The 22,720-nt window shown below is 73.1% G+C and carries 18 protein-coding genes; 13 read left to right on the top strand and 5 right to left on the bottom strand.

Features of this window, described 5'->3' with window-relative positions; genetic code table 11:
• Positions 1–338 precede the first annotated feature (338 nt).
• Positions 339–1,376 carry a DNA-3-methyladenine glycosylase family protein gene (locus ACIBG6_RS38750; RefSeq protein WP_399227473.1) on the top strand — a complete coding sequence of 346 codons (1,038 nt, stop codon included), beginning with the start codon at positions 339–341 and terminating at the stop codon, positions 1,374–1,376.
• Between the two features lie 7 nt (positions 1,377–1,383).
• Here the strand turns inward: ACIBG6_RS38750 and ACIBG6_RS38745 are convergent, their stop codons facing one another.
• From ACIBG6_RS38745 to ACIBG6_RS38735, 3 genes are all read right to left on the bottom strand, one after another.
• Positions 1,384–2,664 carry a coenzyme F420-0:L-glutamate ligase gene (locus ACIBG6_RS38745; protein ID WP_399227472.1) on the bottom strand — a complete coding sequence of 427 codons (1,281 nt, stop codon included), beginning with the start codon at positions 2,662–2,664 and terminating at the stop codon, positions 1,384–1,386.
• Positions 2,665–2,798: 134 nt separating this feature from the next.
• On the bottom strand, positions 2,799–3,764 hold the full coding sequence (cofD, locus tag ACIBG6_RS38740; RefSeq protein WP_399227470.1) for a 2-phospho-L-lactate transferase: 966 nt from the start codon (positions 3,762–3,764) through the stop codon (positions 2,799–2,801).
• Positions 3,765–3,777: 13 nt separating this feature from the next.
• Positions 3,778–4,287 (bottom strand): cysteine dioxygenase, encoded by a 510-nt coding sequence (locus ACIBG6_RS38735; protein WP_399227469.1) that lies wholly within the window; start codon positions 4,285–4,287, stop codon positions 3,778–3,780.
• A gap of 694 nt (positions 4,288–4,981) precedes the next feature.
• Here ACIBG6_RS38735 and ACIBG6_RS38730 point away from each other — a divergent pair.
• From ACIBG6_RS38730 to ACIBG6_RS38720, 3 genes are all read left to right on the top strand, one after another.
• On the top strand, positions 4,982–5,245 hold the full coding sequence (locus ACIBG6_RS38730) for a WhiB family transcriptional regulator (RefSeq protein ID WP_015033978.1): 264 nt from the start codon (positions 4,982–4,984) through the stop codon (positions 5,243–5,245).
• A 242-nt stretch (positions 5,246–5,487) separates the two neighbouring features.
• Positions 5,488–9,231, top strand: a complete 3,744-nt coding sequence (locus ACIBG6_RS38725; protein ID WP_399227468.1) for a glycosyltransferase family 2 protein — start codon at positions 5,488–5,490, stop codon at positions 9,229–9,231.
• The gene (locus ACIBG6_RS38720; RefSeq protein ID WP_399227467.1) at positions 9,228–10,775 is read left to right on the top strand and encodes a DUF5719 family protein; all 1,548 of its coding nucleotides are present in this window, start codon (positions 9,228–9,230) and stop codon (positions 10,773–10,775) included. Before ACIBG6_RS38725 ends, ACIBG6_RS38720 begins: the two co-directional genes overlap by 4 nt.
• 98 nt (positions 10,776–10,873) lie before the next feature.
• On the opposite strand, the gene ACIBG6_RS38715 is transcribed toward ACIBG6_RS38720, so the two are convergent.
• On the bottom strand, positions 10,874–11,329 hold the full coding sequence (locus tag ACIBG6_RS38715; RefSeq protein ID WP_329625681.1) for a metallopeptidase family protein: 456 nt from the start codon (positions 11,327–11,329) through the stop codon (positions 10,874–10,876).
• Positions 11,330–11,617: 288 nt separating this feature from the next.
• Between ACIBG6_RS38715 and ACIBG6_RS38710 the strand changes: the two genes are divergently transcribed.
• The 8 genes from ACIBG6_RS38710 (at position 11,618) to ACIBG6_RS38675 (ending at position 20,354) form a co-directional block, all read left to right on the top strand.
• Positions 11,618–12,052, top strand: coding sequence for a DUF3499 domain-containing protein (locus ACIBG6_RS38710; RefSeq protein ID WP_399227483.1), 435 nt, complete (start codon positions 11,618–11,620; stop codon positions 12,050–12,052).
• Between the two features lie 101 nt (positions 12,053–12,153).
• Complete coding sequence (locus tag ACIBG6_RS38705) at positions 12,154–13,521, top strand: phosphomannomutase/phosphoglucomutase (protein ID WP_399227466.1); 1,368 nt, start codon at positions 12,154–12,156, stop codon at positions 13,519–13,521.
• A gap of 118 nt (positions 13,522–13,639) precedes the next feature.
• Positions 13,640–13,822 (top strand): Trm112 family protein, encoded by a 183-nt coding sequence (locus tag ACIBG6_RS38700; protein ID WP_030221689.1) that lies wholly within the window; start codon positions 13,640–13,642, stop codon positions 13,820–13,822.
• 450 nt (positions 13,823–14,272) lie between these two features.
• Positions 14,273–15,427, top strand: a complete 1,155-nt coding sequence (locus ACIBG6_RS38695; RefSeq protein WP_399227465.1) for an SIS domain-containing protein — start codon at positions 14,273–14,275, stop codon at positions 15,425–15,427.
• A gap of 128 nt (positions 15,428–15,555) precedes the next feature.
• Positions 15,556–16,707 (top strand): mannose-6-phosphate isomerase, class I, encoded by a 1,152-nt coding sequence (gene manA, locus ACIBG6_RS38690; protein ID WP_399227464.1) that lies wholly within the window; start codon positions 15,556–15,558, stop codon positions 16,705–16,707.
• Positions 16,708–16,787: 80 nt separating this feature from the next.
• On the top strand, positions 16,788–17,753 hold the full coding sequence (locus tag ACIBG6_RS38685; RefSeq protein ID WP_399227463.1) for a cation diffusion facilitator family transporter: 966 nt from the start codon (positions 16,788–16,790) through the stop codon (positions 17,751–17,753).
• A 378-nt stretch (positions 17,754–18,131) separates the two neighbouring features.
• A complete protein-coding gene (gene ahcY / locus ACIBG6_RS38680; RefSeq protein ID WP_384153181.1) occupies positions 18,132–19,586 on the top strand; it encodes an adenosylhomocysteinase in 1,455 nt (484 codons plus the stop codon).
• A 153-nt stretch (positions 19,587–19,739) separates the two neighbouring features.
• Complete coding sequence (locus ACIBG6_RS38675; RefSeq protein WP_399227462.1) at positions 19,740–20,354, top strand: hypothetical protein; 615 nt, start codon at positions 19,740–19,742, stop codon at positions 20,352–20,354.
• Positions 20,355–20,357: 3 nt separating this feature from the next.
• Here ACIBG6_RS38675 and ACIBG6_RS38670 read toward each other — a convergent pair whose 3' ends face one another.
• Complete coding sequence (locus ACIBG6_RS38670) at positions 20,358–21,245, bottom strand: RDD family protein (protein WP_399227461.1); 888 nt, start codon at positions 21,243–21,245, stop codon at positions 20,358–20,360.
• A gap of 119 nt (positions 21,246–21,364) precedes the next feature.
• Here ACIBG6_RS38670 and ACIBG6_RS38665 point away from each other — a divergent pair, with 119 nt between their 5' ends.
• On the top strand, positions 21,365–22,372 hold the full coding sequence (locus ACIBG6_RS38665; RefSeq protein ID WP_399227460.1) for a stage II sporulation protein M: 1,008 nt from the start codon (positions 21,365–21,367) through the stop codon (positions 22,370–22,372).
• The last annotated feature ends 348 nt before the right edge of the window (positions 22,373–22,720 follow it).

Below are 22,720 nucleotides of genomic sequence, written 5' to 3'. Positions count from 1 at the left end.
GCGCCGCGCTTCCGCGCCCGCGCCGCGCTTCCGCGCCCGCGCCGCGCTTCCGCGCCCGCGCCGCGCTTCCGCGCCCGCGCCGCGCTTCCGCGCCCGCGCCGCGCTTCCGCGCCCGCGGCGGGGCCGTCGCCACCCACGTTGTGGGCATACGTTCCGCAGGGCGGAACGGGTGGGCACAACGCCCCCAGGGCGTCGCCCGTCCCCCTGCTCGTTCACCCCCAGGACCCGCACGGCACCAGGCAGGGACCCGCACGTCCCCGGGCCAAGGCCCCGCACGGGAGATCCCGCACGGACAAACCCCGCCAAGCCCCGCACGAGCCCCCGCTAGGCTCGTAGCCATGGCCGGCCGCTTCCCACCCCGCACCCCCACCACCCGCACCACGGTGCGCGGCGGCGCCGTCCCCGTACCCGCCACGGCGGACCAGGACGAGGTGGTCCAGGACCAGGACGAGGTCCAGGACCTGGACCCGGGTCCGGCGGGGCGTCCGGCCACGACCCCACCCCCCGACCTCGGCCTCACCCTCGGCCCCCTCCGCCGCGGCCCCGCCGACCCCACCTTCCGCGTCACCCCCGACGGCTCCGTCTGGCGGGCCAGCCGCACCCCCGCCGGCCCCGGCACGATCCGCGTCGACGTCCGCGACGGCCGGCTCGCGGCCGAGGCCTGGGGCGCGGGCGGGCCCTGGCTCCTGGACCGCCTCCCGGCACTGACCGGCGCCGAGGACGACCCCACCGCCTTCGTCCCCCGCCACAAGCTCCTCGCCGCCATCCACCGCCGCCGCCCCGGCCTCCGCCTCACCCGCACGGGCCTGGTCCTGGAGTCCCTGATCCCGTCGGTCCTGGAGCAGAAGGTCACGGCGGACGAGGCCTACCGGTCCTGGCGGCTCCTCGTACGGAAGTACGGCGAACCCGCACCGGGCCCGGCCCCCGAGGGCATGCACGTGATGCCGGACGCCCGCACCTGGGCCCTGATCCCGTCCTGGGAGTGGCACCGCGCGAACGTCGACGGCAAACGCTCGGCCACGATCGTCCGCGCGGCCAGGGCGGCGGCCCGCCTGGAGGAGGCGGCGCAGATGGACCCGCCGGCGGCCCGCCGGCGCCTGGAACTGATCCCCGGCATCGGCCCGTGGACGAGCGCCGAGACGGTCCAGCGCAGCAACGGCGCGCCGGACGAGGTCACCACGGGAGACCTCCACCTCCCGGGCATCGTCGGCTGGGCCCTCACGGGCGACCGCACGACCGACGACGCGGCGATGCTGGAGCTCCTGGCCCCGTACGAGGGCCAACGCCACCGCGCGGCCCGCCTGATCCTCCTCAGCGGCCGCGTCCCGCCCCGCAGGGCGCCCCGGATGGCACCGGGCAAGATCGCCCACCTCTAGAAAAGGTTCAGCGAACCTCGACGAACTCCGCAGCCCGCCGCGCCGGCCGCGCACCCGGCGCCACCGCCGCATGCCCGATGGCCACCGCCCCCATCGGGTCCCAGCCCTCCGGCAGCCCGAGGACGTCCCGTACGACGTCCCGGCAGAACATCGTCGACGACACCCACGCCGAGCCCAGCCGCTCACCGGCCAGCGCCACCAGGAAGTTCTGTACGCCCGCGCCCGCCGCGACCACGAACATCTCGCGCTCGGCGGCGTCCCGGCGCGGATCGCCGTAGTGGTGGGCGCCGTCCATCACGAGGCAGGGCACGGCCAGATAGGGCGCGTTGCGCAGGACGTCCCCGCGCCGCACCCGCTTGGCGACGGACTCCTCGGACTTCCCGTCCCGCCGCAGGTCCGCGATCCACGCGTCCCGCATCGCGTCGAGCAGCCGCACCCGCGACTCGGGCGACTCGAGGAGGACGAACCGCCAGGGCGTGGTGTGGTGCGGGGCCGGCGCCGTCACGGCCGCGGCGACCGCACGCCGTACCGCACCCGGGTCGACGGGCTCGTCGGTGAACTCCCGTACGGTCCGCCGCAGCGTCACCGCCTCCCGTACGGCCTCCGACGTCCCGAGCCGGAACATGTCGTCGGCGGCGCCGCGCACGAGCGCCCGCGCCCCCGCCTCCTCGTCCCCGCCCACCACGTGCGGCAGGCCGCGGACGACGGCGACCGGCAGCCCGTTCGCCTTGCCCTTCACGAGGTCGCCGGCGGCGGCGAGTTCGTCGGCGGTGGCGACCACGGTCGCGCTCAGCGGATTGCCGTACGCGTCGGTCCCGCCGCGCAGGTCGTCGAGGACCCGCACCCCGGCCGCGCCGATCGCGACATCGGTGAGGCCGCTGCGCCAGGGCCGCCCGAAGGTGTCCGTGACGACGACCCCGACGTCGACGCCGAGCGCGTCGCGAAGCCCCGAACGGATGCGCCGCGCGGAGGCGTCGGGGTCCTCGGGCAGCAACAGCACCGTCCCGGAAGGGGTGTTGGAGGCGTCGACCCCGGCGGCGGCCATGACGAGACCCTGCCGGTTCTCGACGATCCGCAGCGCGCCGCGCCGCGCCACCACCCGTACCGTCTCGGCGTCTATCGCCTCCTCGCGGTCGCCGGCGGCGATCACCCGCCCCTCGGCCTTGCTCACGATCTTGGAGGTGACGAGGAGGACGTCACCGTCGACGAGCTCCGGCGAGACGGAGGCGATGAGCTTGGCCAGATCGTCCCCGGCCGCCACCTCGGGCAGCCCGCCCAGCGCCCACACCCGGTACGAGGGGGAGCCACCGACAGAGGAGCCGCCCGCAGGAGAGCCACCGACAGGGGAACCACCGGCAGCAGAGACACCACCGACAGAGGCCCCCCCGACCGGGGAGCCGTACGGGGACGGGTGGCCGCCCGTCACCCCCGTACCTCCTCGGCGAGCGCCAGCGCCTCACGCGCCATCGCGGCCGTCGCCTCCACGTCCGTCATCATCAGCGGCACCGCGCGGCAGCGGATGCCCGCCGCCTCGACGTCCGCCACGGCGCCCGCGTCCACGGTGTCCACCAGCCAGCCGGCGACGAGTTCGGAGCCGTAGTGCAGGGCGACCGCCGTCGCGGTGGACTCCACGCCGACCGCCGCGAGCACCTTGTCGGCCATGCCGCGCACGGGCGCGTCGCCGACGATGGGGGAGAGCCCCACGACCGGGGTCCCGGCGGCGCCGGCCGCGACGATCGCGTCGCGGATCCCGGGCACGGCCAGGATCGTCCCGACGCTCACCACGGGGTTGGACGGCGGGAAGAGGATGACGTCCGCCTCGGCGATCGCGTCCAGGACGCCCGGCGCGGGCTTCGACGCCTCCACGCCGACGGGCACGACGGCCTTCGCGTCCACGGAGGCGCGCAGCTTCACCCAGTACTCCTGGAAGTGCACGGCCCGCTGCTCGCCGTCGACCTCGATCGCGACGTGTGTCTCGACGCGGTCGTCGGTCATGGGGAGCAGTCGCACGCCCGGCTGCCAGCGGGCGCACAGCGCCTCGGTGACGGCGCTCAGCGGGAAGCCCGCGCCGAGCATCTGCGTGCGGACGATGTGGGTCGCGAAGTCCCGGTCGCCGAGGCCGAACCACTCGGGTCCGACGCCGTACGCCGCGAGTTCCTCCTTGACCGTGAAGGACTCGTCGAGGCGGCCCCAGCCCTGTTCCTCGTTGATGCCACCGCCGAGGGTGTACATCACCGTGTCCAGGTCGGGGCAGACCTTCAGCCCGAAGAGATGGATGTCGTCACCGGTGTTGCCGACGACCGTGATCTCCGCGTCCGGCGCGGCCTGCTTGAGGCCGCGAAGGAAGCGGGCACCACCGATGCCACCGGCCAGAACCACAATGCGCATGGTCGGCAGTCTGTCAGGCGACGACGACAGCCGGGTCGGCCGGGGCGCACTGACCCTGGAGCGACTCGTGCATCGGCATGTCCGTCAGGCCGGGGAAGTAGACGTGCAGGCTGACGGCCGGTTCGAGCGAGTCGTTGACGACCTCGTGGACGTACCCCGGCGCGAACACGCGCTGCGCGCCGCCGTCGAGCGTCCGCGCGCCCCTCTCCGTACGCTCCGTCAACTCGCCCTCCAGGACGGTCAGGACGCCGGAGGAGAGGCCGTGGTCGTGGAGCCCGCTGCCCTGGCCCGGCACCCAGGAGAGCAGCCACACCTCGTAGCCGGGGCCGGTGCGGAGCCGGTGGTACCAGCGGGTCGTGGCGTCGTACTCGACGTACGGGGCCCACTGGGAGCGGTCGTCGGCGATGGAGCGTGCGAGCCCGGCGAACTCGGCCACGGTGACGGGGTGGGCGCGCTCGGGCTGGAGGAGGTGCGGGACCTCGAGGATGTCGCCGGCGATCTGAAGGTCGCTGTCCATGTTCATGGGTGGGGAGGTTCCTCAGCAGAAACAGAAGCGGTGGGGGGTCACGAAGAAAGGTGACGCGAGTGACGCAGGGTGACGCTGGGGGAAAGAAGCTGGAGCTCTACGGCATCAACAGCTGGAACAACAACAGCGACAGCCGACCTGGACAGCGCGGCGGAACCCACGGGTGTGGGTCGCGGCGGTCGCAGTGGTCGCTGGCATGCCACCAAAGGTGGCGGGAGGAGGACCCGACTGTCAACCCAATGCCCGATTTGGCGGTAATGTTTCACCTCATCCGGTTACCGTGCGCGGAGAAAGGTTTGTTCACGTGCGGACCAGGAGAGATGGCGCATCAACCGTGCCCGTAAACATGGCGGCGCCCACGCGGTGAGCCTCTGGCTCACCCGTCACTCTCCGTGATCGGAATGTGATCCGGATCGCTTCCATGGCTGGATCGCAACAAGATCCAAGTCTCGGACGTCCTCTCTTGCGTGAGGGGCCTGTGCGGTACGGCCAGGCCGGTGGCATGTGTCACGTTTTTTGGTGATTTGAACACTTTCCGCATAGGCTTGGTTCCGCAGAGTGAATACGGGGCCCAATAGCAGATCTCGGCTTGACTCGCACAGAGCACGAACTTGTAATTTCACTCGTGTCGTTCGGCCGGGTTCGGCAACGGCCACATCACGGGGACGCACAGAACAGACGAGGGGCGCACATGACCGAGTTGTTCCAGGAACTGCTGGTCGAGGACGCGGACGAGGAACTCGGCTGGCAGGAGCGCGCGCTGTGCGCCCAGACCGATCCCGAGTCCTTCTTCCCCGAGAAGGGCGGCTCGACCCGCGAGGCCAAGAAGGTCTGCCTCGCCTGCGAGGTCCGCTCCGAGTGTCTCGAATACGCCCTGCAGAACGATGAGCGGTTCGGCATCTGGGGCGGCCTCTCCGAGCGCGAGCGACGCCGCCTGAAGAAGGCCGCCGTCTGAGCCGCGTCCGGCCCCGGGCCCCAAGCCCGATCCCGGTCGAGGCCGGGCTCCCCAAGCCCTCCGGGCCCCGCGCGCGGAAGCGCGCACACCAGGACATGACGAACGGTCCGCCCCCTGTGCTCTGTCCACAGGCGGCGGACCGTTCTGCGTGCCGCCCCGCGCACAGCCGTTAGTGTGGGCCTCCGTCCGAGACGCACCCCACGCCCCCCGCGGGCGACCCCGGCCGGAGGGCCCGTAGCTCGATGTCCTCAACTCCTGAGTTTCCGCGACACGTCGTCACCGCCGTGCTCGTCACCCACGACGGTGCCCGCTGGCTGCCCGACGCCCTCGCCGGGCTGCTCGCCCAGGAGCGCCCCGTGCAGAACGTGGTCGCCGCCGACACCGGCAGCGCCGACGACTCGGCACGGCTCGTCGCCGACGCCATCGGCACCGACCGCGTCCTGCACCTCGCGCGCCGCACCGGCTTCGGCACCGCGGTCGAGGAGGCCGCCCGCACGGCCCCCGTCCTGGGACCCGAGGACCTGCCGTACCTGAAGCGCCCCAGCGGCTGGGACCCCGTCAGCCGGACGTGGAACGACGACGCCTACGACCTCCCCGAACTCCCGCACGGCGAACCGGTCCAGTGGCTCTGGCTCCTGCACGACGACTGCGCCCCCGAGCCCGGCGCCCTCGCCGAACTCCTGCGCGTCGCCGACTCCGACGCGTACGCCGCCGTCATCGGCCCCAAGCTGCGCGGCTGGTACGACCGGAAGCAGCTCCTCGAAGTCGGCGTCTCCATCGCCCACAGCGGCCGCCGCTGGACCGGACTCGACCGGCGCGAACAGGACCAGGGCCAGCACGACCAGGTCCGCTCCGTCCTCTCCGTCTCCACCGCCGGCATGCTCGTCCGCCGCGACGTCTTCGAGGAGCTCGGCGGCTTCGACCGCCGCCTGCCCCTCATGCGCGACGACGTCGACCTGTGCTGGCGCGCCCACTCCGCGGGCCACCGCGTCCTCGTCGCCCCCGACGCCGTCCTCCGGCACGCCGAGGCGTCCGCCCGCGAGCGCCGCACCGTCGACTGCGCCGGGCGCACGGCCGCCAGCCCGCACCGCGTCGACAAGTCCGGCGCCGTCTACGCGCTCCTCGCCAACACCCCGGGCCGCGCCCTCCCGTACGTCCTCCTGCGCCTCGTCCTCAGCACCCTGGTCCGCACCCTCGCCTCACTCGTCGGCAAGGTCCCCGGCCAGGCCGTCGACGAGGTCACCGGCCTCCTCGCCACCCTCCTGCGGCCCGAGAAGATCCTCGCCGCCCGCAAGCGCCGCAAGAACCCGGCCGTCGCGGCGGGCGAGCTCCGCCCGCTCTTCCCGCCGCCCGGCGCGACCGTCCGCGCCGCCGTCGAGCAGCTCGCCGCCAACGTCGGCGGCGCGGAGGCCGACTCGGGCGGCTCCCGCCACGGCGTCGTCGAGTCGGGACCCGGCGGCGACGACGCCGACTACCTGGAGATCGAGCAGTTCGCCCGGCTCAAGAAGATCGCCCGCAAACCCGGCCCGATCCTCTTCGGCCTCCTGCTCCTCGTCTCCCTCGTCGCCTGCCGCAACCTCTTCGCGGGCGGCTCGCTGGCCGGCGGCGCCCTGCTGCCCGCCCCCGACACCGTCTCCGACCTCTGGTCGCGGTACGCCGACGCCTGGCACGCCATCGGCACCGGCGGCACCCAGACCGCCCCGCCCTACCTCGGCGTCCTGGCCGCGCTCTCCGCGCTCTTCCTCGGCTCCACGTCCACCGCGCTGACCCTGCTGCTCGTCTGCTCGGTCCCGCTGGCCGGCTTCACCGCGTACTTCGCGGCCCGACCGATCGTCGAGTCCCGGCTCCTGCGCGCCTGGGGCGCCGTCGCGTACGCGTTCCTGCCCGCCGCCACCGGCGCCCTCGCCACCGGCCGGCTCGGCACCGCGGTCCTCGCGATCCTGCTCCCGCTGGTCGCCCGGGCCGCGGTCGCCGCCCACGGCTTCAACAGGCCCGACCGCGGCAGCTGGCGCGCCACCTGGGCGTACGCCTTCCTGCTCACCTTCGCGACGGCGTTCACCCCGATCGTGTGGCCGCTCGCCGTCCTCCTCGGCCTCGGCGTCCTCGTCGTCCACCGCTCCGACATCACCGCGTACGGGCTCCGCTTCCTCGCCGCCGTCGGCACCCCGATCCTCGCCCTCGCGCCCTGGTCGCTCTCCCTGCTCACCGACCCCGCAGCCTTCCTGCGCGAGGCCGGTCTCGACGTCCGTACGGGCACGGCGACCGCGCTCGACCTGCTCGCGACGAGCCCCGGCGGCCCCGGCACCACCGGCGGCCTCCTCCTCATCGGCCTCGTCCTCGCGGCCCTCGCCGGCCTCCTGCGCGAGGAGCGCAGGTTCGCCGTCCTCGTCGCCTGGACCGCCGCCCTCGCCGGACTCCTCTTCGCCGTCCTCTCCAACGGCGCGGACGGCACCGGCTGGGCCGGCCCCGCCACCCTCGTCTACGGCGCCGCCCTCATCGCCGCCGGCATGATCGGCGCCGAGGGCGGCCGCACCCGCGTCGCCGCCCACGGCTTCGGCTGGCGCCAGCCCGTCGCCGCCCTCATCGCGCTCGCCTGCGCCGTCGGCCCCGCCGTCGCCGCCGCCGGCTGGATGATCGGCGGCGCCGACGGCCCGCTGACCCGCCGCGACCCGGTCCAGGTCCCGGCCTTCGTCGCCGAGGAGAGCGGCACCCGCGACCAGCCCCGGACGCTCGTCCTCGGTGGCACCTCGCCCGGCGAGGTCACGTACACCCTGGTCCGCGGCTCCGGCGCCCGCCTCGGCGACGGCGAACTCTCCGCCGCCGCCGACACCGACCCCCGCCTCGACGCGGTCGTCGCCCACCTCGTCGCCGGCTCCGGCGCCGACCAGACCCAGGAACTCAGCGGCTACGCGATCCGCTACGTCCTCGTACGGGACGGGGCGCCGCGCCAGATGAGCCGTGTCCTCGACGCGACCCCCGGCCTCAGCCGCCTCAGCCAGCTCGACGGCAGCGCGCTCTGGCGCGTGGACCGCGAGATCGCCCGGATCATGATCGTCCCGCCGGCCGCGAAGACCGGGGACGCGGCGAAGGCCGACGACACGACCGGGGCCGCGAAGCCGGTCGCCGTCGCCGCCGGCCCCGTCGAGGCGCACACCGACATCCCGGCGGGCCCCGCGGGCCGCGTGCTGCGCGTCGCCGACCGCGCCGACGAGGGCTGGACCGCCACCCTCGACGGCAAGGAGCTGACGGGCACCACCGTCGACGGCTGGGCCCAGGGCTTCGAGCTCCCCGCCACGGGCGGCCGCCTCGACCTCACGTACGACCAGCCGTTCACGCACACCGTGTGGACCTGGACGCAGTTCGGCATCGCCGTCGTCCTGCTCGTCCTCGCCCTGCCGGGCCGCCGCCGCGAGATCGACGACGACCTGCCCGAGGAGGAGCTCGCGATCCCCGCCCAGGCGACCGACGGCGACGGCCGCCGCGCGCGCCGCCTCCGCGCCGCCGCGGAGGCGGAGGCCGCCGAGGGCACCGAGGCACCCGACCAGGAGCAGCACCCGGCTCCGGCTCCGGCTCCGGTCCCGATCCCGGAGCAGCAGGCGTACGAGCCGGAACAGGCACAGGACCAGGCATGGGACGGCAGCGGGTACGACCCGGCCTACGCCCAGACCGCCCAGCCCCACGCGCAGGACCAGGGCGGGGCTCAGGACCCGACGCACGCCCAGCCGTACGCGGACCAGGGCTACTACCAGGAGTACGCGGCGGACCCGTACCAGCAGCAGCCGTACGCGTACCCCCAGCAGGGCTACGAGCAGCCCCAGCAGCCCCAGCAGTACGCGGACCAGGGCTACGAGCAGCAGCAGTACGACCCGCAGGCGCAGTACGAACAGCAGCCGCAGCAGCAGCCGTACGACCCGTACGCCTACGGCTACGACTACCCCCAGGGTCACGAGACCGAGCAGCGTCCCGACGGGAGCAGCAACCAGTGAAGCGCACGACCCTCTCCCTGATCGCGGTCACCACGGCCCTCGCCGCCGTCACCGGCTTCGCCACCCTGACCACCCCGGACAGCACCGCCGCCCCCGTGGCCAAGGCCCCCACCCGACTGCCCGTGCAGCGCGCGGGCCTCGTCTGCCCGGCCCCGAGCACCTCCGAGGTGGCCGAGACCGTCTACACCTCGTACACCCCGGCAGGCACGCCGGGCACGGCTCCGGCGGGCACGACGGCCGGTACCTCCGCCACGGCGGAGCAGCCCACGGCCCAGCTGAGGCCGGCGGCGAGCGGGGCGACCCGCGGCGGCGGCTCGGGCGGCGGCAAGAAGTCGAAGGCCCCGAAGGCCCCCGCCACCGTCACCGCCCCCGGCAAACCCGTGACCGCCGAGGCGAACGGCGGCTCCGCGCCCGCCCTCACCGGCGCGGCGACCGGCACCCTGGCCCCCGGCTGGACCGTCCAGCAGACCACCGCCGTCACGGCGGGCGGCGCCCGCGGCCTCCTCGGCCTCACCTGCGGCGCTCCCGACACCGACTTCTGGTTCCCGGCGGCCTCCACGGCCAAGGACCGCCAGGACTACGTCCACCTCACCAACCCGGACGACACGGCCGCCGTCGCCGACATCGAGCTGTACGGCCCCGAGGGCGTCCTCAAGTCCCAGTTCACCGAGGGCATCCCGGTGCCCGCCCGCTCCACGGTCCCGGTCCTCCTCTCCACCCTCACCGGCTCGGCCGCCCAGCGGGACGTCACCGTCCACGTCACCACCCGCAGCGGACGCGTCGGCGCCGCCATCGGCGCGGCCGACGACAAGCTCGGCAGCGACTGGCTCGCCGCCGCGGCCGACCCGGCGAGCAGCGCCGTGCTCCCCGGCATCCCGGCCGACGCCACCTCCGTACGGCTCGTGGCGTTCGTCCCCGGCGACGACGACGCCGACCTCAAGATCCAGCTGGCCACCCCGACGGGCACGATCGTCCCCGCGGGCGCCGGCACCCTGCACGTGAAGTCCGGGATGACGGCCTCCGTCGACCTGCCGGACCTCACCCGGGGCCAGGCGGGCTCCCTGCTGCTGACTCCGAGCGACCCGAAGAAGGCGACCCCGGTGGTCGCCGCCCTCCAGGTCGTCCGCGGCAAGGGCGAGAGCGCCGAGATCGCCTTCATCCCGGCGACGTCGGCGATCTCCGCCCGCGCGACGGTCGCCGACAACCGCGCCAAGGCGTCGACGCTCGCCCTCACGGCGACCGGCGCCGACGCCCAGGTCAAGGTCACGGCCTCGGCGGGCTCACGAGGGGGCACTCCGGTGTCGAGGACCGTCACCGTCAAGGCGGGCACGACGACGGCCCTGACCGACCTCGTCCCCCAGGGCCTCAAGGGCACCTACGCGCTGACCGTGGAACCGGTCTCGGGTGGCAAGGTGCACGCGTCACGGACGCTGGCGCTGCCGGAGGACGACGTCAAGATGTTCACGGTCCAGCCGCTCACCGACGACCGGGGCACGGTCGAGGTCCCGTCGGCGCACCAGGACCTCAAGGTCCTCGAAGACTGACTCGAAGACTGAGCAGGGCGGGACAGTCCCCGTAAGAGTGGTTCCGCCACCCCTACGGGGCTTTCCCGCACCGGGGCCGGTCCTAGCCCTTACGGGGGTCAGTCCTGCCCGTACCGGGGGTCGACCGACTCGGGGGAGAGCCCGAGGAGCTCGGCGACCTGCTCCACGACCACCTCGTGGACGAGGAGCGCGCGCTCGTCGCGGCTCTTCGAGCGGATCTCGACCGGCCGCCGGTAGACGACGACCCGGGCTGGCTCGCCCTTGTCGGCGGGTGCCGAACCGCCCAGCGGCACCGTCTCGCCCGGCACGGGCGGCGGCACCTCCATCACGAGGAACTCGATGTCCGCGAGCTGCGGCCAGTGCCGCTCCAGGCGCTCGACCGAATCCAGCACCAGATCGCGGAAGGTGTCGGACCGGCTCGTGGAGAGCGGCACCTGGGGCGGGGCGACAGGCCCCCGCATCCCGCGCCCGTGACGGTCGCGGCGGCGGACCCGAGGCTCCGCCGGGGGCTCCGTGGAGGGGTGCGAGGGGTTCGGCGGCACAGGACTGTCCATCACTGACGCAGCGTAACCCTCCTCGGTGTTTCCGCACCGTGGCGGATCCTCGCCAGGTTCTCCCGCCCGACCGCCCCCACTGTCGAAACCTGAACATTCCGGCCGCCCACGCGCCCGAATCGGCAGCGTGTCGCGATCGGCCATCTGGCCCTGGTTGACCGGATTTGTATCCCCGACTGTCCGGATCGCCTCCTGCCCCCACCGCCGTACGTCCCCTCCCGTGCAGGTCAGCACCGTCGCGCCCCGAAGGCGCGTGTCGGAGGTCACAGCGCGACACGGGCGAGTGACCTGAGGGAGAGTCGTCGCGGCCCGGTCAAGAGTGCGGTACCGTCCAACGTCGTGAGCCCTGTACGTCGCTGTTCGCGCACCGCGTGCGGCCGCCCTGCCGTCGCGACACTGACGTACGTCTATGCCGACTCGACTGCGGTCCTCGGCCCGCTCGCCACCTACGCCGAGCCCCACTGCTACGACCTGTGCGCCCAGCACAGCGAGCGCCTCACCGCGCCGCGCGGCTGGGAGGTGGTGCGGCTCACCGACGGGTCCGCCCCGGCCCGCCCCAGCGGCGACGACCTCGAAGCCCTGGCCAACGCGGTACGGGAAGCGGCCCGCCCCCACGAGCGCGCGGCCGAGGCCGGCGGCAAGGGCGGCGGAGGCCGTGGCGGAGACCCCATGGAGGTCGGCCGCCGAGGGCACCTCAGGGTGCTCCGTTCCCCCGACAACTGACGCCAACCGGCCACCGTCCGCGTACCCCCGATCCTCTCCGGGTAGTTTTGGCGTTCCTACACGCGCCGCACACGCGTGCCGAGAACTCAGGAGGGTGATCCGTGACTGCCGATCTGTCGCAGATCGTGAAGGCGTACGACGTCCGCGGAGTGGTACCGGACCAGTGGGACGAGCAGCTCGCGGAGCTCTTCGGCGCCGCCTTCGTACGGGTGACGGACGCGGACGCGATCGTCGTCGGCCACGACATGCGGCCCTCGTCGCCCGGCCTCTCGAACGCGTTCGCGCGTGGCGCGGCCCGCCTCGGCGCCGATGTCACCCTCATCGGGCTCTGCTCCACCGACCAGCTGTACTTCGCCTCGGGCAGCCTCGGCCTGCCGGGCGCGATGTTCACGGCCTCCCACAACCCGGCCCAGTACAACGGCATCAAGATGTGCCGCGCGGGCGCGGCCCCCGTGGGCCAGGACACCGGACTCGCCGACATCCGCGCCCTCGCCGAGGAGTGGTCGGAGACGGGCGCCCCGGAGGCGGCCGCCACCGCCGGCACCATCACCGAGCGCGAGACCCTCGACGACTACGCCGCCCACCTCAAGGGCCTGGTCGACCTCACCGGGATCCGCCCGCTGAAGGTCGTCGTCGACGCGGGCAACGGCATGGGCGGCCACACCGTCCCCACGGTCTTCGACGGCCTCCCGCTCGACACCGTCCCCATGTACTTCGAGCTCGACGGCACCTTCCCGAACCACGAGGCCAACCCCCTCGACCCGAAGAACATCGTCGACCTCCAGGCCCGCGTCCTCGCCGAGGGCGCCGACCTCGGCCTCGCCTTCGACGGCGACGCCGACCGCTGCTTCGTCGTCGACGAGCGCGGCGAGCCGGTCAACCCGTCCGCGATCACGGCCCTCGTCGCCGCCCGCGAGCTCGCCAAGAACCCCGGCGGAACGATCATCCACAACCTGATCACCTCCTGGTCCGTACCCGAGGTCGTCCGCGAGAACGGCGGCGCCCCCGTCCGCACCCGCGTCGGCCACTCCTTCATCAAGGAGGAGATGGCGAAGACCGGCGCCATCTTCGGCGGCGAGCACTCGGCGCACTACTACTTCAAGGACTTCTGGAACGCGGATACGGGCATGCTCGCCGCGCTCCACGTCCTCGCGGCCCTCGGCGGCCAGGAGGGCACCCTCTCCGACCTGGTCTCGGCCTACGACCGCTACGCCTCGTCGGGCGAGATCAATTCCACGGTCGCCGACCAGCAGGCCAGCACCGCGAAGGTCAAGGCGACGTACGCCGCCGAGGACGGGGTCACCTTCGACGACCTCGACGGCCTCACGGTCACCGCCGCCGACTGGTGGTTCAACCTCCGCGCCTCGAACACCGAGCCGCTGCTCCGCCTCAACGTCGAGGCCCGCGACGAGGCCACCATGACCAAGATCCGCGACGAGGTCCTGGCCCTGGTCCGCGCGACCGGCTGACACCACCCCGCCGGGGGTACGGGAGGACCGGCCGCCGAGCCGCGCCCCCCGTCCCCCGGCGGTAGGCTGACCTGGCCCGAAGGGCAGCACCACCACCGTTTGTTCGAAGGGACACCCCATGCCGCTCGAAGCCGGCCTCCTGGAGATCCTGGCCTGCCCCGCGTGCCACGCTCCGCTGAACGACCGCACGGCGGACGAGACCCCCGAACTGGTCTGCACCGGCACGGACTGCGGCCTCGCGTACCCGGTCCGCGACGGCATCCCGGTCCTCCTCACCGACGAGGCCCGCCGCCCCGCCTGACCCACCGGTGCTCCCCGCCCCGAGCCCCGCGACACCCGGCCCCGGAACACACCAGACACTCCGGGGCCCGGGCCGCGGAACGACGCCCCCTGGCGCAGTGCCCCGCAGAGGCGGCGGGCGGCGGGTGCCCCGCCTGGTAGCCGTGCCACGACCGGCGCCGACGGCCACGGGCAGCCCGCCCCACGAGCCCGCAGCCCCGCCGCCACCCCCGGAGGGTCCGCCGCCGACGGCGAGCACCCCCTACGGGACGACCCGCGCTTCTGTCGTCCCACCCGCACGGGTGGTGCGGGTGGGTACACGACAAGCCCTGCCGAAGGCAGGGCGCAGCCGGCACGACTGCGCACCCGCACCCCGCACCCGTACCCGGCACCACCGCGCACCCGGCACGCGCACGCGCACCCGGCACCACCACCCGCACACACCCCGCACCCACCCGGGAGGCACCGCCACATGCTCGACGAGACCCTCCTCGACGCACCGGACGCCCTCGCCCTGGCCGACCGCCGCGGCCTCCTCCGCGGCGCCGCCGAAGCCGGCGCCCGGGTACGGACAGCCGCCCGCCACGCCAGCGACGCGGGCATCGCCGACCTGCACCCCGAGGGCCGTCCCCGTACGGTCCTCGTCGCGGGCCCCGGCACCGCCGCCGCGGGCGTCGCGGACCTGATCGGCGCCCTCGCGGGAGCCTCCGCCCCCGTCGTACGGCTCCGGCCGACCGGCGTCGCCCCCGCCGCGGGCGCCCTGCGCTGGGCCCTGCCCGGCTGGGCGGGCTCGGTGGACCTGCTCCTGCTGCCCACCACCGACGGCTCGGAACCCGGCCTCGCGCTCCTCGCCGAACAGGCGTACCGCCGCGGCATCACGGTCGTCGCCGTCGCCCCCAAGGCCTCCCCGCTCGCCGAGGCGGTCGGCGGCTCACACGGCCTGTTCGTCCCGATGGCCACCGCCCCGAACGAGTCGCCCGACGAGTACGCGGAGAGCCTCGCCGCGAGCCCGGGCGCCCTCTGGGCCCTGTTCACCCCGCTCCTCGCCCTCCTCGACCGCGTCGGTCTGGTCGACGCGCCGCCGGAGGCCCTCGAGAAGGTCGCCGACCGGCTCGACCGCACGGCCGAACGCTGCGGCCCGGCCATCGCCACGTACAGCAACCCGGCCAAGACGCTCGCCGCCGAACTGGCCGACTCGCTCCCGCTGATCTGGACCGAGGGCCTCGCGGCGGGCCCCGCCGGCCGCCGCTTCGCGAGCGTCCTGGCCGAGCTCGCCGGCCTGCCCGCGCTCGCGGCGGAACTTCCCGAGGCCCTGCCCGCGCACGGTGTGCTGCTCGCGGGCGACTACGCGGCCGGCGCGGACCCCGACGACTTCTTCCGCGACCGGGTCGAGGAGCCGCAGGCGCTGCGCGCGAGGGTCGTCCTGCTGCGCGACAGACCGTCCGACGGCCTGACCGCCGCCCCGGCGGCGCGGGAGCTGGCCCTCGGCCACGAGACGGCCATCAGCGAACTGGAACCCGAGGAGGGCGGCGACCTCGAAACCCTGGCCGAACTGCTCGCCGTGACCGACTTCGCGGCCGTCTACCTCGCCCTGGCGACCCCGGGCCGCCCGGACCACGAGCACTGACCCACCGCGTCCATCACCCCGTCACCACCCCGACCCCCGCCACGTCACCCATCCGTCACCCGCCCCCTGTCACCTGTCACCCGACACCCCTCACCATCCGTCACCACCCCGAGGAGCTGGCAGGCATCATGGACCGCCTCGTCAACACCGTCCGCCCCTACGCCTGGGGGTCCCCGACGGCCATCCCCGAACTCCTCGGCGTCGCCCCCACCGGCGAACCCCAGGCCGAGATGTGGATGGGCGCCCACCCCGGCGCCCCCTCCCGCACCGAGCGCGGCCCGCTCAATGAGCTCATCGCCGCCGACCCCGTACGCGAACTGGGGGAGCCCTCCGTCGCGAAGTTCGGCCCGCGCCTCCCCTTCCTGTTCAAGGTGCTCGCCGCAGGCGCCCCGCTCTCCCTCCAGGTCCACCCCGACCTGGCCCAGGCACGCGCGGGCTTCGCCGCCGAGGAGGCCGCCGGCATCCCCGTCGACGCCCCGCACCGCACCTACAAGGACGCGAACCACAAGCCCGAACTGATCTGCGCCCTCACCCCCTTCGAGGGACTGTGCGGCTTCCGCGCCCCGACCGAGGCCGCCGACCTCATCGCCGCGCTGGGCGTCGACTCCCTCAAGCCGTACGTGGACCTCCTCCACGCCCACCCCGAAGAGGCAGCGCTCCGCGAGGTCCTGACAGCCCTGCTGACAGCCGACCGCGAGGAGATGGCGCACACCGTCGCCGAGGCGGCGGCCGCCGCGGACCGCCTGGGCGGCGCCCACGCCCCGTTCGCGAGCCTCGCCCACCACTACCCGAGCGACCCCGGTGTCATCGCCGCGATGCTGCTCAACCACGTCCTGCTCCAGCCGGGCGAGGCGCTCTACCTGGGCGCGGGCGTGCCGCACGCCTACCTCGACGGCATGGGCGTCGAGATCATGGCCAACTCCGACAACGTGCTGCGCTGCGGCCTCACCCCCAAGCACGTCGACGTCCCCGAACTCCTGCGCGTCGTCCGCTTCGAGCCGAACGACGCCGGCGTCCTGCGCCCAGAGGCCTCCCCGTCCGGGGAAGAGGTCTACGACACCCCGATCGACGAGTTCCGGCTCTCCCGCTTCGTACGGGCCGAGGGCGCCGCCCCGACCGACGTCACCACACCCACGCCGCAGATCCTGCTCGCCGTCGCGGGCCGCCCGAAGGCCGGCGAGGTCACCCTCGCTTCCGGCCGGTCCGTCTTCGTGCCGGCGGGCGAGCCCACCGAACTCTCCGGCGAGGGAACGGTCTTTCGCGCGACCGTCGTGGCCTGACCGCCGTGGCCTGATGCGAGAATGACCGGCCGAACCGCGGCGACAGAGCCGGAGCATCGACGAAGGGACCTCGTACACCCATGAGCGCGTCAGGCGGAACCAAGGCGATCGTGGCGGCACTCGCCGCCAATCTCGCGATCGCCGTAGCCAAGTTCGTGGCGTACCTCTTCAGTGGGTCGTCCTCGATGCTCGCGGAAAGCGTGCACTCGCTCGCCGACTCCGGCAACCAGGGTCTGCTGCTCCTCGGCGGCAAGAAGGCCCAGCGCGAGGCGACCCCGCAGCACCCCTTCGGCTACGGCCGAGAGCGCTACATCTACGCCTTCCTCGTCTCCATCGTGCTCTTCTCCGTCGGTGGCATGTTCGCCATCTACGAGGGCTACGAGAAGATCAAGGACCCGCACGCCATCGAGGCCTGGTACTGGCCGGTCGGCGTCCTCGTCTTCGCGATCATCGCCGAGTCCTTCTCCTTCCGGACCGCGATCAAGGAGTCGAACGAGGTCCGCGGCGGCCTCACCTGGACGCAGTTCGTCCGCCGGGCGAAGGCCCCCGAGCTCCCCGTCGTCCTCCTGGAGGACCTCGGCGCCCTCGTCGGCCTGGTGCTCGCCCTCGCCGGCGTCGGCCTCGCCCTCGGCACCGGCAACGGCGTCTGGGACGGCATCGGCACCCTCTGCATCGGTGTCCTGCTCATCGTGATCGCGATCGTGCTCGCCGCCGAGACCAAGTCGCTGCTCCTCGGCGAGTCCGCCGGTGTCGACGACGTCCAGAAGATCGAGGCGGCCGTCGTCGACGGCGACACCGTCACCCGCCTCATCCACATGCGCACGCTCCACCTCGGCCCCGAGGAGCTGCTCGTCGCGGCCAAGATCGCGGTCCGCCACGACGAGACGGCGACCGAGGTCGCGAACGCCATCAACGCGGCCGAGGAGCGCATCCGCGCGGCCGTCCCGATCGCCCGCGTGATCTACCTGGAGCCGGACATCTTCAGCGAGACCGCGGCCTCGACGGGCGAGAACCCTGCCAAGACATCGGGCGGCTCCGCCCACTGACCCACCACGGCGGGGCCCGACCCCGCCACCACCACCACCAGGCCCCCGCGACCTCCAGGTCCCGGGGGCCTGGTGCGCTCGCACGAGTCATCGCGTGGATCAAGCCAGAACGGGCCACCGCTGGCCAGAACTGACGTGAACCCGCCCGAACTGCCTCCGATGCGGACTGTGGGCGGCCGCCCCTGTCGGTGTAGATTCGAGATCAGCCAGACGTCGCTGCTGATGGCGGTCGGGCGGTCCAGCGGACCGGCCGAGGGAGAGAGGGCCTCCGACGACGGCACCGTGGAACGCCCGGGCATTCGTGTGCCCAGGGCCGGCCGTGGTGCCCGGCGCCTCAATCGACCCTCGCACCCGAACCACATGAGGAGCAGCACAGTCATGACGACTGCCGCCCATCAGGACTTCAAGGTCGCCGACCTCTCCCTGGCCGTCTTCGGCCGCAAGGAGATCACCCTCGCCGAGCACGAGATGCCCGGCCTGATGTCGATCCGCCGCGAGTACGCCGAGCAGCAGCCGCTCGCCGGCGCCCGCGTCACCGGCTCCCTGCACATGACCGTGCAGACCGCCGTCCTCATCGAGACGCTCGTCGCGCTCGGCGCCGAGGTCCGCTGGGCCTCCTGCAACATCTTCTCCACCCAGGACCACGCCGCCGCGGCCATCGCCGTCGGCCCGAACGGCACCCCGGAGAACCCGCAGGGCGTCCCGGTCTTCGCCTGGAAGGGCGAGACCCTGGAGGAGTACTGGTGGTGCACCGAGCAGGCCCTCACCTGGCCGAACACGCCCACCGGCGGCCCGAACATGATCCTCGACGACGGTGGTGACGCCACCCTCCTCGTCCACAAGGGCGTCGAGTTCGAGAAGGCCGGCTCCGCCCCGGACCCGTCCACCGCGGACAGCGAGGAGTACGGCTACATCCTCCGTCTCCTGAACCGCACCCTCACCGAGAACCCGCAGAAGTGGACCCAGCTGGCGTCCGAGATCCGCGGCGTGACCGAGGAGACCACGACGGGCGTCCACCGCCTGTACGAGATGCACCGCGAGGGCGCCCTGCTCTTCCCGGCGATCAACGTGAACGACGCGGTGACGAAGTCGAAGTTCGACAACAAGTACGGCTGCCGCCACTCCCTCATCGACGGCATCAACCGCGCCACCGACGTCCTCATCGGCGGCAAGACCGCCGTCGTCTGCGGCTACGGCGACGTCGGCAAGGGCTGCGCCGAGTCCCTCCGCGGCCAGGGCGCGCGCGTCATCATCACCGAGATCGACCCGATCTGCGCGCTCCAGGCGGCCATGGACGGCTACCAGGTCACGACCCTGGACGACGTCGTCGAGACGGCGGACATCTTCATCACGACCACGGGCAACAAGGACATCATCATGGCCGCCGACATGGCCAAGATGAAGCACCAGGCCATCGTCGGCAACATCGGCCACTTCGACAACGAGATCGACATGGCCGGCCTCGCCAACACCCCCGGCGTCGTCAAGGACGAGGTCAAGCCGCAGGTCCACACCTGGACCTACCCCGACGGCAAGGTCCTGATCGTCCTCTCCGAGGGCCGCCTGCTGAACCTCGGCAACGCGACCGGCCACCCCTCCTTCGTCATGTCGAACTCCTTCGCGGACCAGACCCTGGCCCAGATCGAGCTCTTCACGAAGCCGGAGGAGTACCCGACCGACGTCTACACGCTCCCGAAGCACCTGGACGAGAAGGTCGCCCGTCTCCACCTCGACGCCCTCGGCGTCAAGCTGACGACCCTCCGCCCGGAGCAGGCCTCCTACATCGGCGTCCAGGTCGACGGTCCCTTCAAGCCGGACCACTACCGCTACTGATGCCCCGGCCGACGGCACCCGCGCGCTGACGCGACGCCGTCCCGGACACCCGTAGAGGACTCAGGCAGGCCCCCCGCACCCCCGTGTCGGGGGGCCTGCCCCGTCCCGCCCCCGTCACCGCTCCTGGAAGCGCACCCTCCCGAGGACCGATCCATGCCCCGCGGCCGATATTCGCTCCATGACCCGCACGACCACACCCCCCTCGGTGAAGAACACTTCCACTGCGCCCCCGGCCCCTCCGGCTGGCGCTACGTCTCCCAGACCGTCACCCCCTCCGGCGACCACCTCGGCTCCGTCGACCTGGCCGTCGACGAACTGGGCCGCCCGATCCGCCTCGAACTCAACGCCTCGAGCTGGCAGGTCCGCGGCGCGGCCCTCGACGGCGTCACCTGGGTCCGCACGGACCCCACCGGAACCCACGCCACCGAAGGCAATGTGCGCGCCCACGCCTTCACCGGCACGTCCCCGGCGTTCCTCGTCGCGATCACGCGACTCCTGCGACTCACCCCCGAATCCCCCGAGACCCGCCTCCGGCTCGTCGCCTTCACGGATCCGGTGCTCGCCCCCCTCACGGTCGACCAGTCCTGGGCCCTGCTGAAAAGTGAAGCGCACGCCACTGACAACGGCCCCCTGATCGTCGACGAGTACCAGGTCAGCACCCTGGACACGGGGGAGCGGCACACCGTCCACATCGCCGGCGACGTGGTCCTCGCCGCTCCCGGCATCGAGCTGGAAGCCCTGGAAACGCCGCCTTCGGTCTTCCCCTGACCGTCAGGCGGGCGGAGCGAACCCGGTGGCCCGAGGCCGGCCCTCCTCACGCACCGCACCGGCCGCCGGGACCACGGGAGGCAGGACGACCGGAGCGACGACCGGAGCGACGACAGGAGCAGCGGGCAGGCCCTCCACCGACGACGGGGCGAAGGCCCGCCGCGAGTCCCGCGCCTGCCGCTCGGCGACGACCCCCGCCAGAAAGGCGTCGGCCGGCACCCCCGGCGGCGGAGGCGTCCCGGTCAGCGCCACCAGCTCGTCGGCCAGCCGCTCGGCGAGCCGCCGCCCCACGAACGGGTCCAGCTCACGCGCCCGCGTCAGGTACTGACGTATCTCCAGCCACAACCGCTCCGGCACCGACGACAGATCGATCCCGGCGAACCGCCCCACCAGCCAAGGCGGCGGCGGAGGCACGACCATTGCCCGCGCAGCAGGTATCCGCTCGCGCACGACCAGGGTCCCCGCGAACACGTCCCCGATCCGCCGCCCCCGCTCGGACACGAGCGAGGCGATACAGGCGATCACCCCGAAGGTCATCAGGATCTCCACGACCCCCATCGCCCCGCGGACCAGCGCGTGCCGGAACCGGATCGGCCCCCCGTCGTCCCGCACGACCCGCAGCCCACAGGCGAGCTTCCCCAGCGACCGCCCGTGCGACAGCGTCTCCACCGCGATCGGCGCCCCCACCAGGACCAGGAGAAAGCAGGCGATCGACACGGCCGTCGCCGCGGCCTCGTCCAAGGACGCCGTCGCGAACGCCAGCCCGATCATGACCAGCAGATACACGGCCCACACGACGACGAGGTCGATGAGCACCGCCAACGCCCGGCTCGGCAGCCGCGCCGACTGCAACCCCAGGACGACGGCGTCCCCCGTCACCACCCCACTCACGGCGCCCACCTCTCCCAGACTCTCCGAGACTCTCCGAACGCCAGTCTGCCAAGCTGATCCGCAGCGCGCCGCAGTAGTACGGACCTGTCCGCAGCAAGTGCCTGGAGCAGCAGCCGATCATGGACCTCGACGTCTACGTCACCGCCCACCGCGCCGAGTGGGAACGCCTGGACCTCCTGCTGCGCAGGGGCGGCAAGCTCACAGGCGCCGAAGCCGACGAACTCGTCTCCCTCTACCAGCGCACGGCGACGCACCTCTCCATCGTCCAGTCCACCGCCCCGGACCCCCAGCTCACGGCCCGCCTGACCCAGCTCGTCGCCCGGGCCCGCGCCACGGTCACCGGCACCCGCCGCTCCTCCTGGCGCGACGCGGCCCGCTTCCTCACCGCCGGTTTCCCCGCGGCCGTCTACCGCTCCCGCCACTGGTGGATCCCGACAGCACTCCTCTCCACCCTGCTGGCGGTCCTCCTCGGCTGGTGGATCGGTACGCACCCGGAGGTCCAGTCCTCGATCGGCGCCCCCACGGACCTCCGAGAGATGACCCGCCCCGGCGGCCAGTACGAGACGTACTACTCCAGCCACCCGGCGGCGTCCTTCGCGGCCCAGGTCTGGACGAACAACGCCCAGGCCGCCGCCATGTGCCTGGTCCTGGGCGCGTTCCTGGGCATCCCGGTACTGGGGATCCTCTTCCTCAACATGCTGAACCTCGGCGTCGGCATCGGTCTCATGTCCTCCGCGGGCCGCCTCGACGTCTTCCTGGGCCTGATCCTTCCCCACGGTCTGCTCGAACTGACGGCGGTCTTCGTCGCCGCCGGCACGGGCCTCCGCCTCGGCTGGACCCTCATCGACCCGGGCCCCACCACCCGCCGCGCCGCCCTGGCGGAGCAAGGACGCGCGGCCGTCGGCATGGCCATCGGCCTGGCCCTCGTCCTCTTCGTCTCGGGCCTGATCGAAGGCTTCGTCACCCCCTCGGGCCTGCCGACCTGGGCCCGCATCGCCATCGGCATCGCAGCTGAGCTGGCGTTTCTCTCCTACGTCTACGTCCTGGGCGGCCGCGCCTCCCGCGCCGGCACCACGGGCGACCTCGAGGAACCCGACCGCAGCGCGGCACTCCCCACCGCAGCCTGATGTGCGGACCACCCCTCTGAGCTGCTAGTCTCCTCCGGTGCCCACAAAAGCCCTTGACACGGCGGCCGTGGGGAGGTAGATTCAAACGGTTGCCTGGAACTGGACAGTTCGGCAGCAACCGAGTAGAGTATTACTCACTCCAGTAGGGAATTCTTCCCCCGGAGTCATTCCGATTCTCATTCGAATCACGAAAGCCACCGATTAGGTCGGCCGAAATGAATCTGATAAAGTCGGAAACGCCGAAAGGCCCCCGGAGTGAAAACAAAAGGGACCGGAAAGCACCGAGGAAATCGGATCGGAAAGATCTGATAGAGTCGGAAACGCAAGAACACGAAGTACCGAAGGGAA

The sequence above is a fragment of the Streptomyces sp. NPDC050842 genome (genome assembly GCF_044456565.1).
GTDB lineage: Bacteria > Actinomycetota > Actinomycetes > Streptomycetales > Streptomycetaceae > Streptomyces.
Note: the sequence above shows the minus strand (reverse complement) of the source record. Positions and strands in the feature narration are given on the sequence as shown.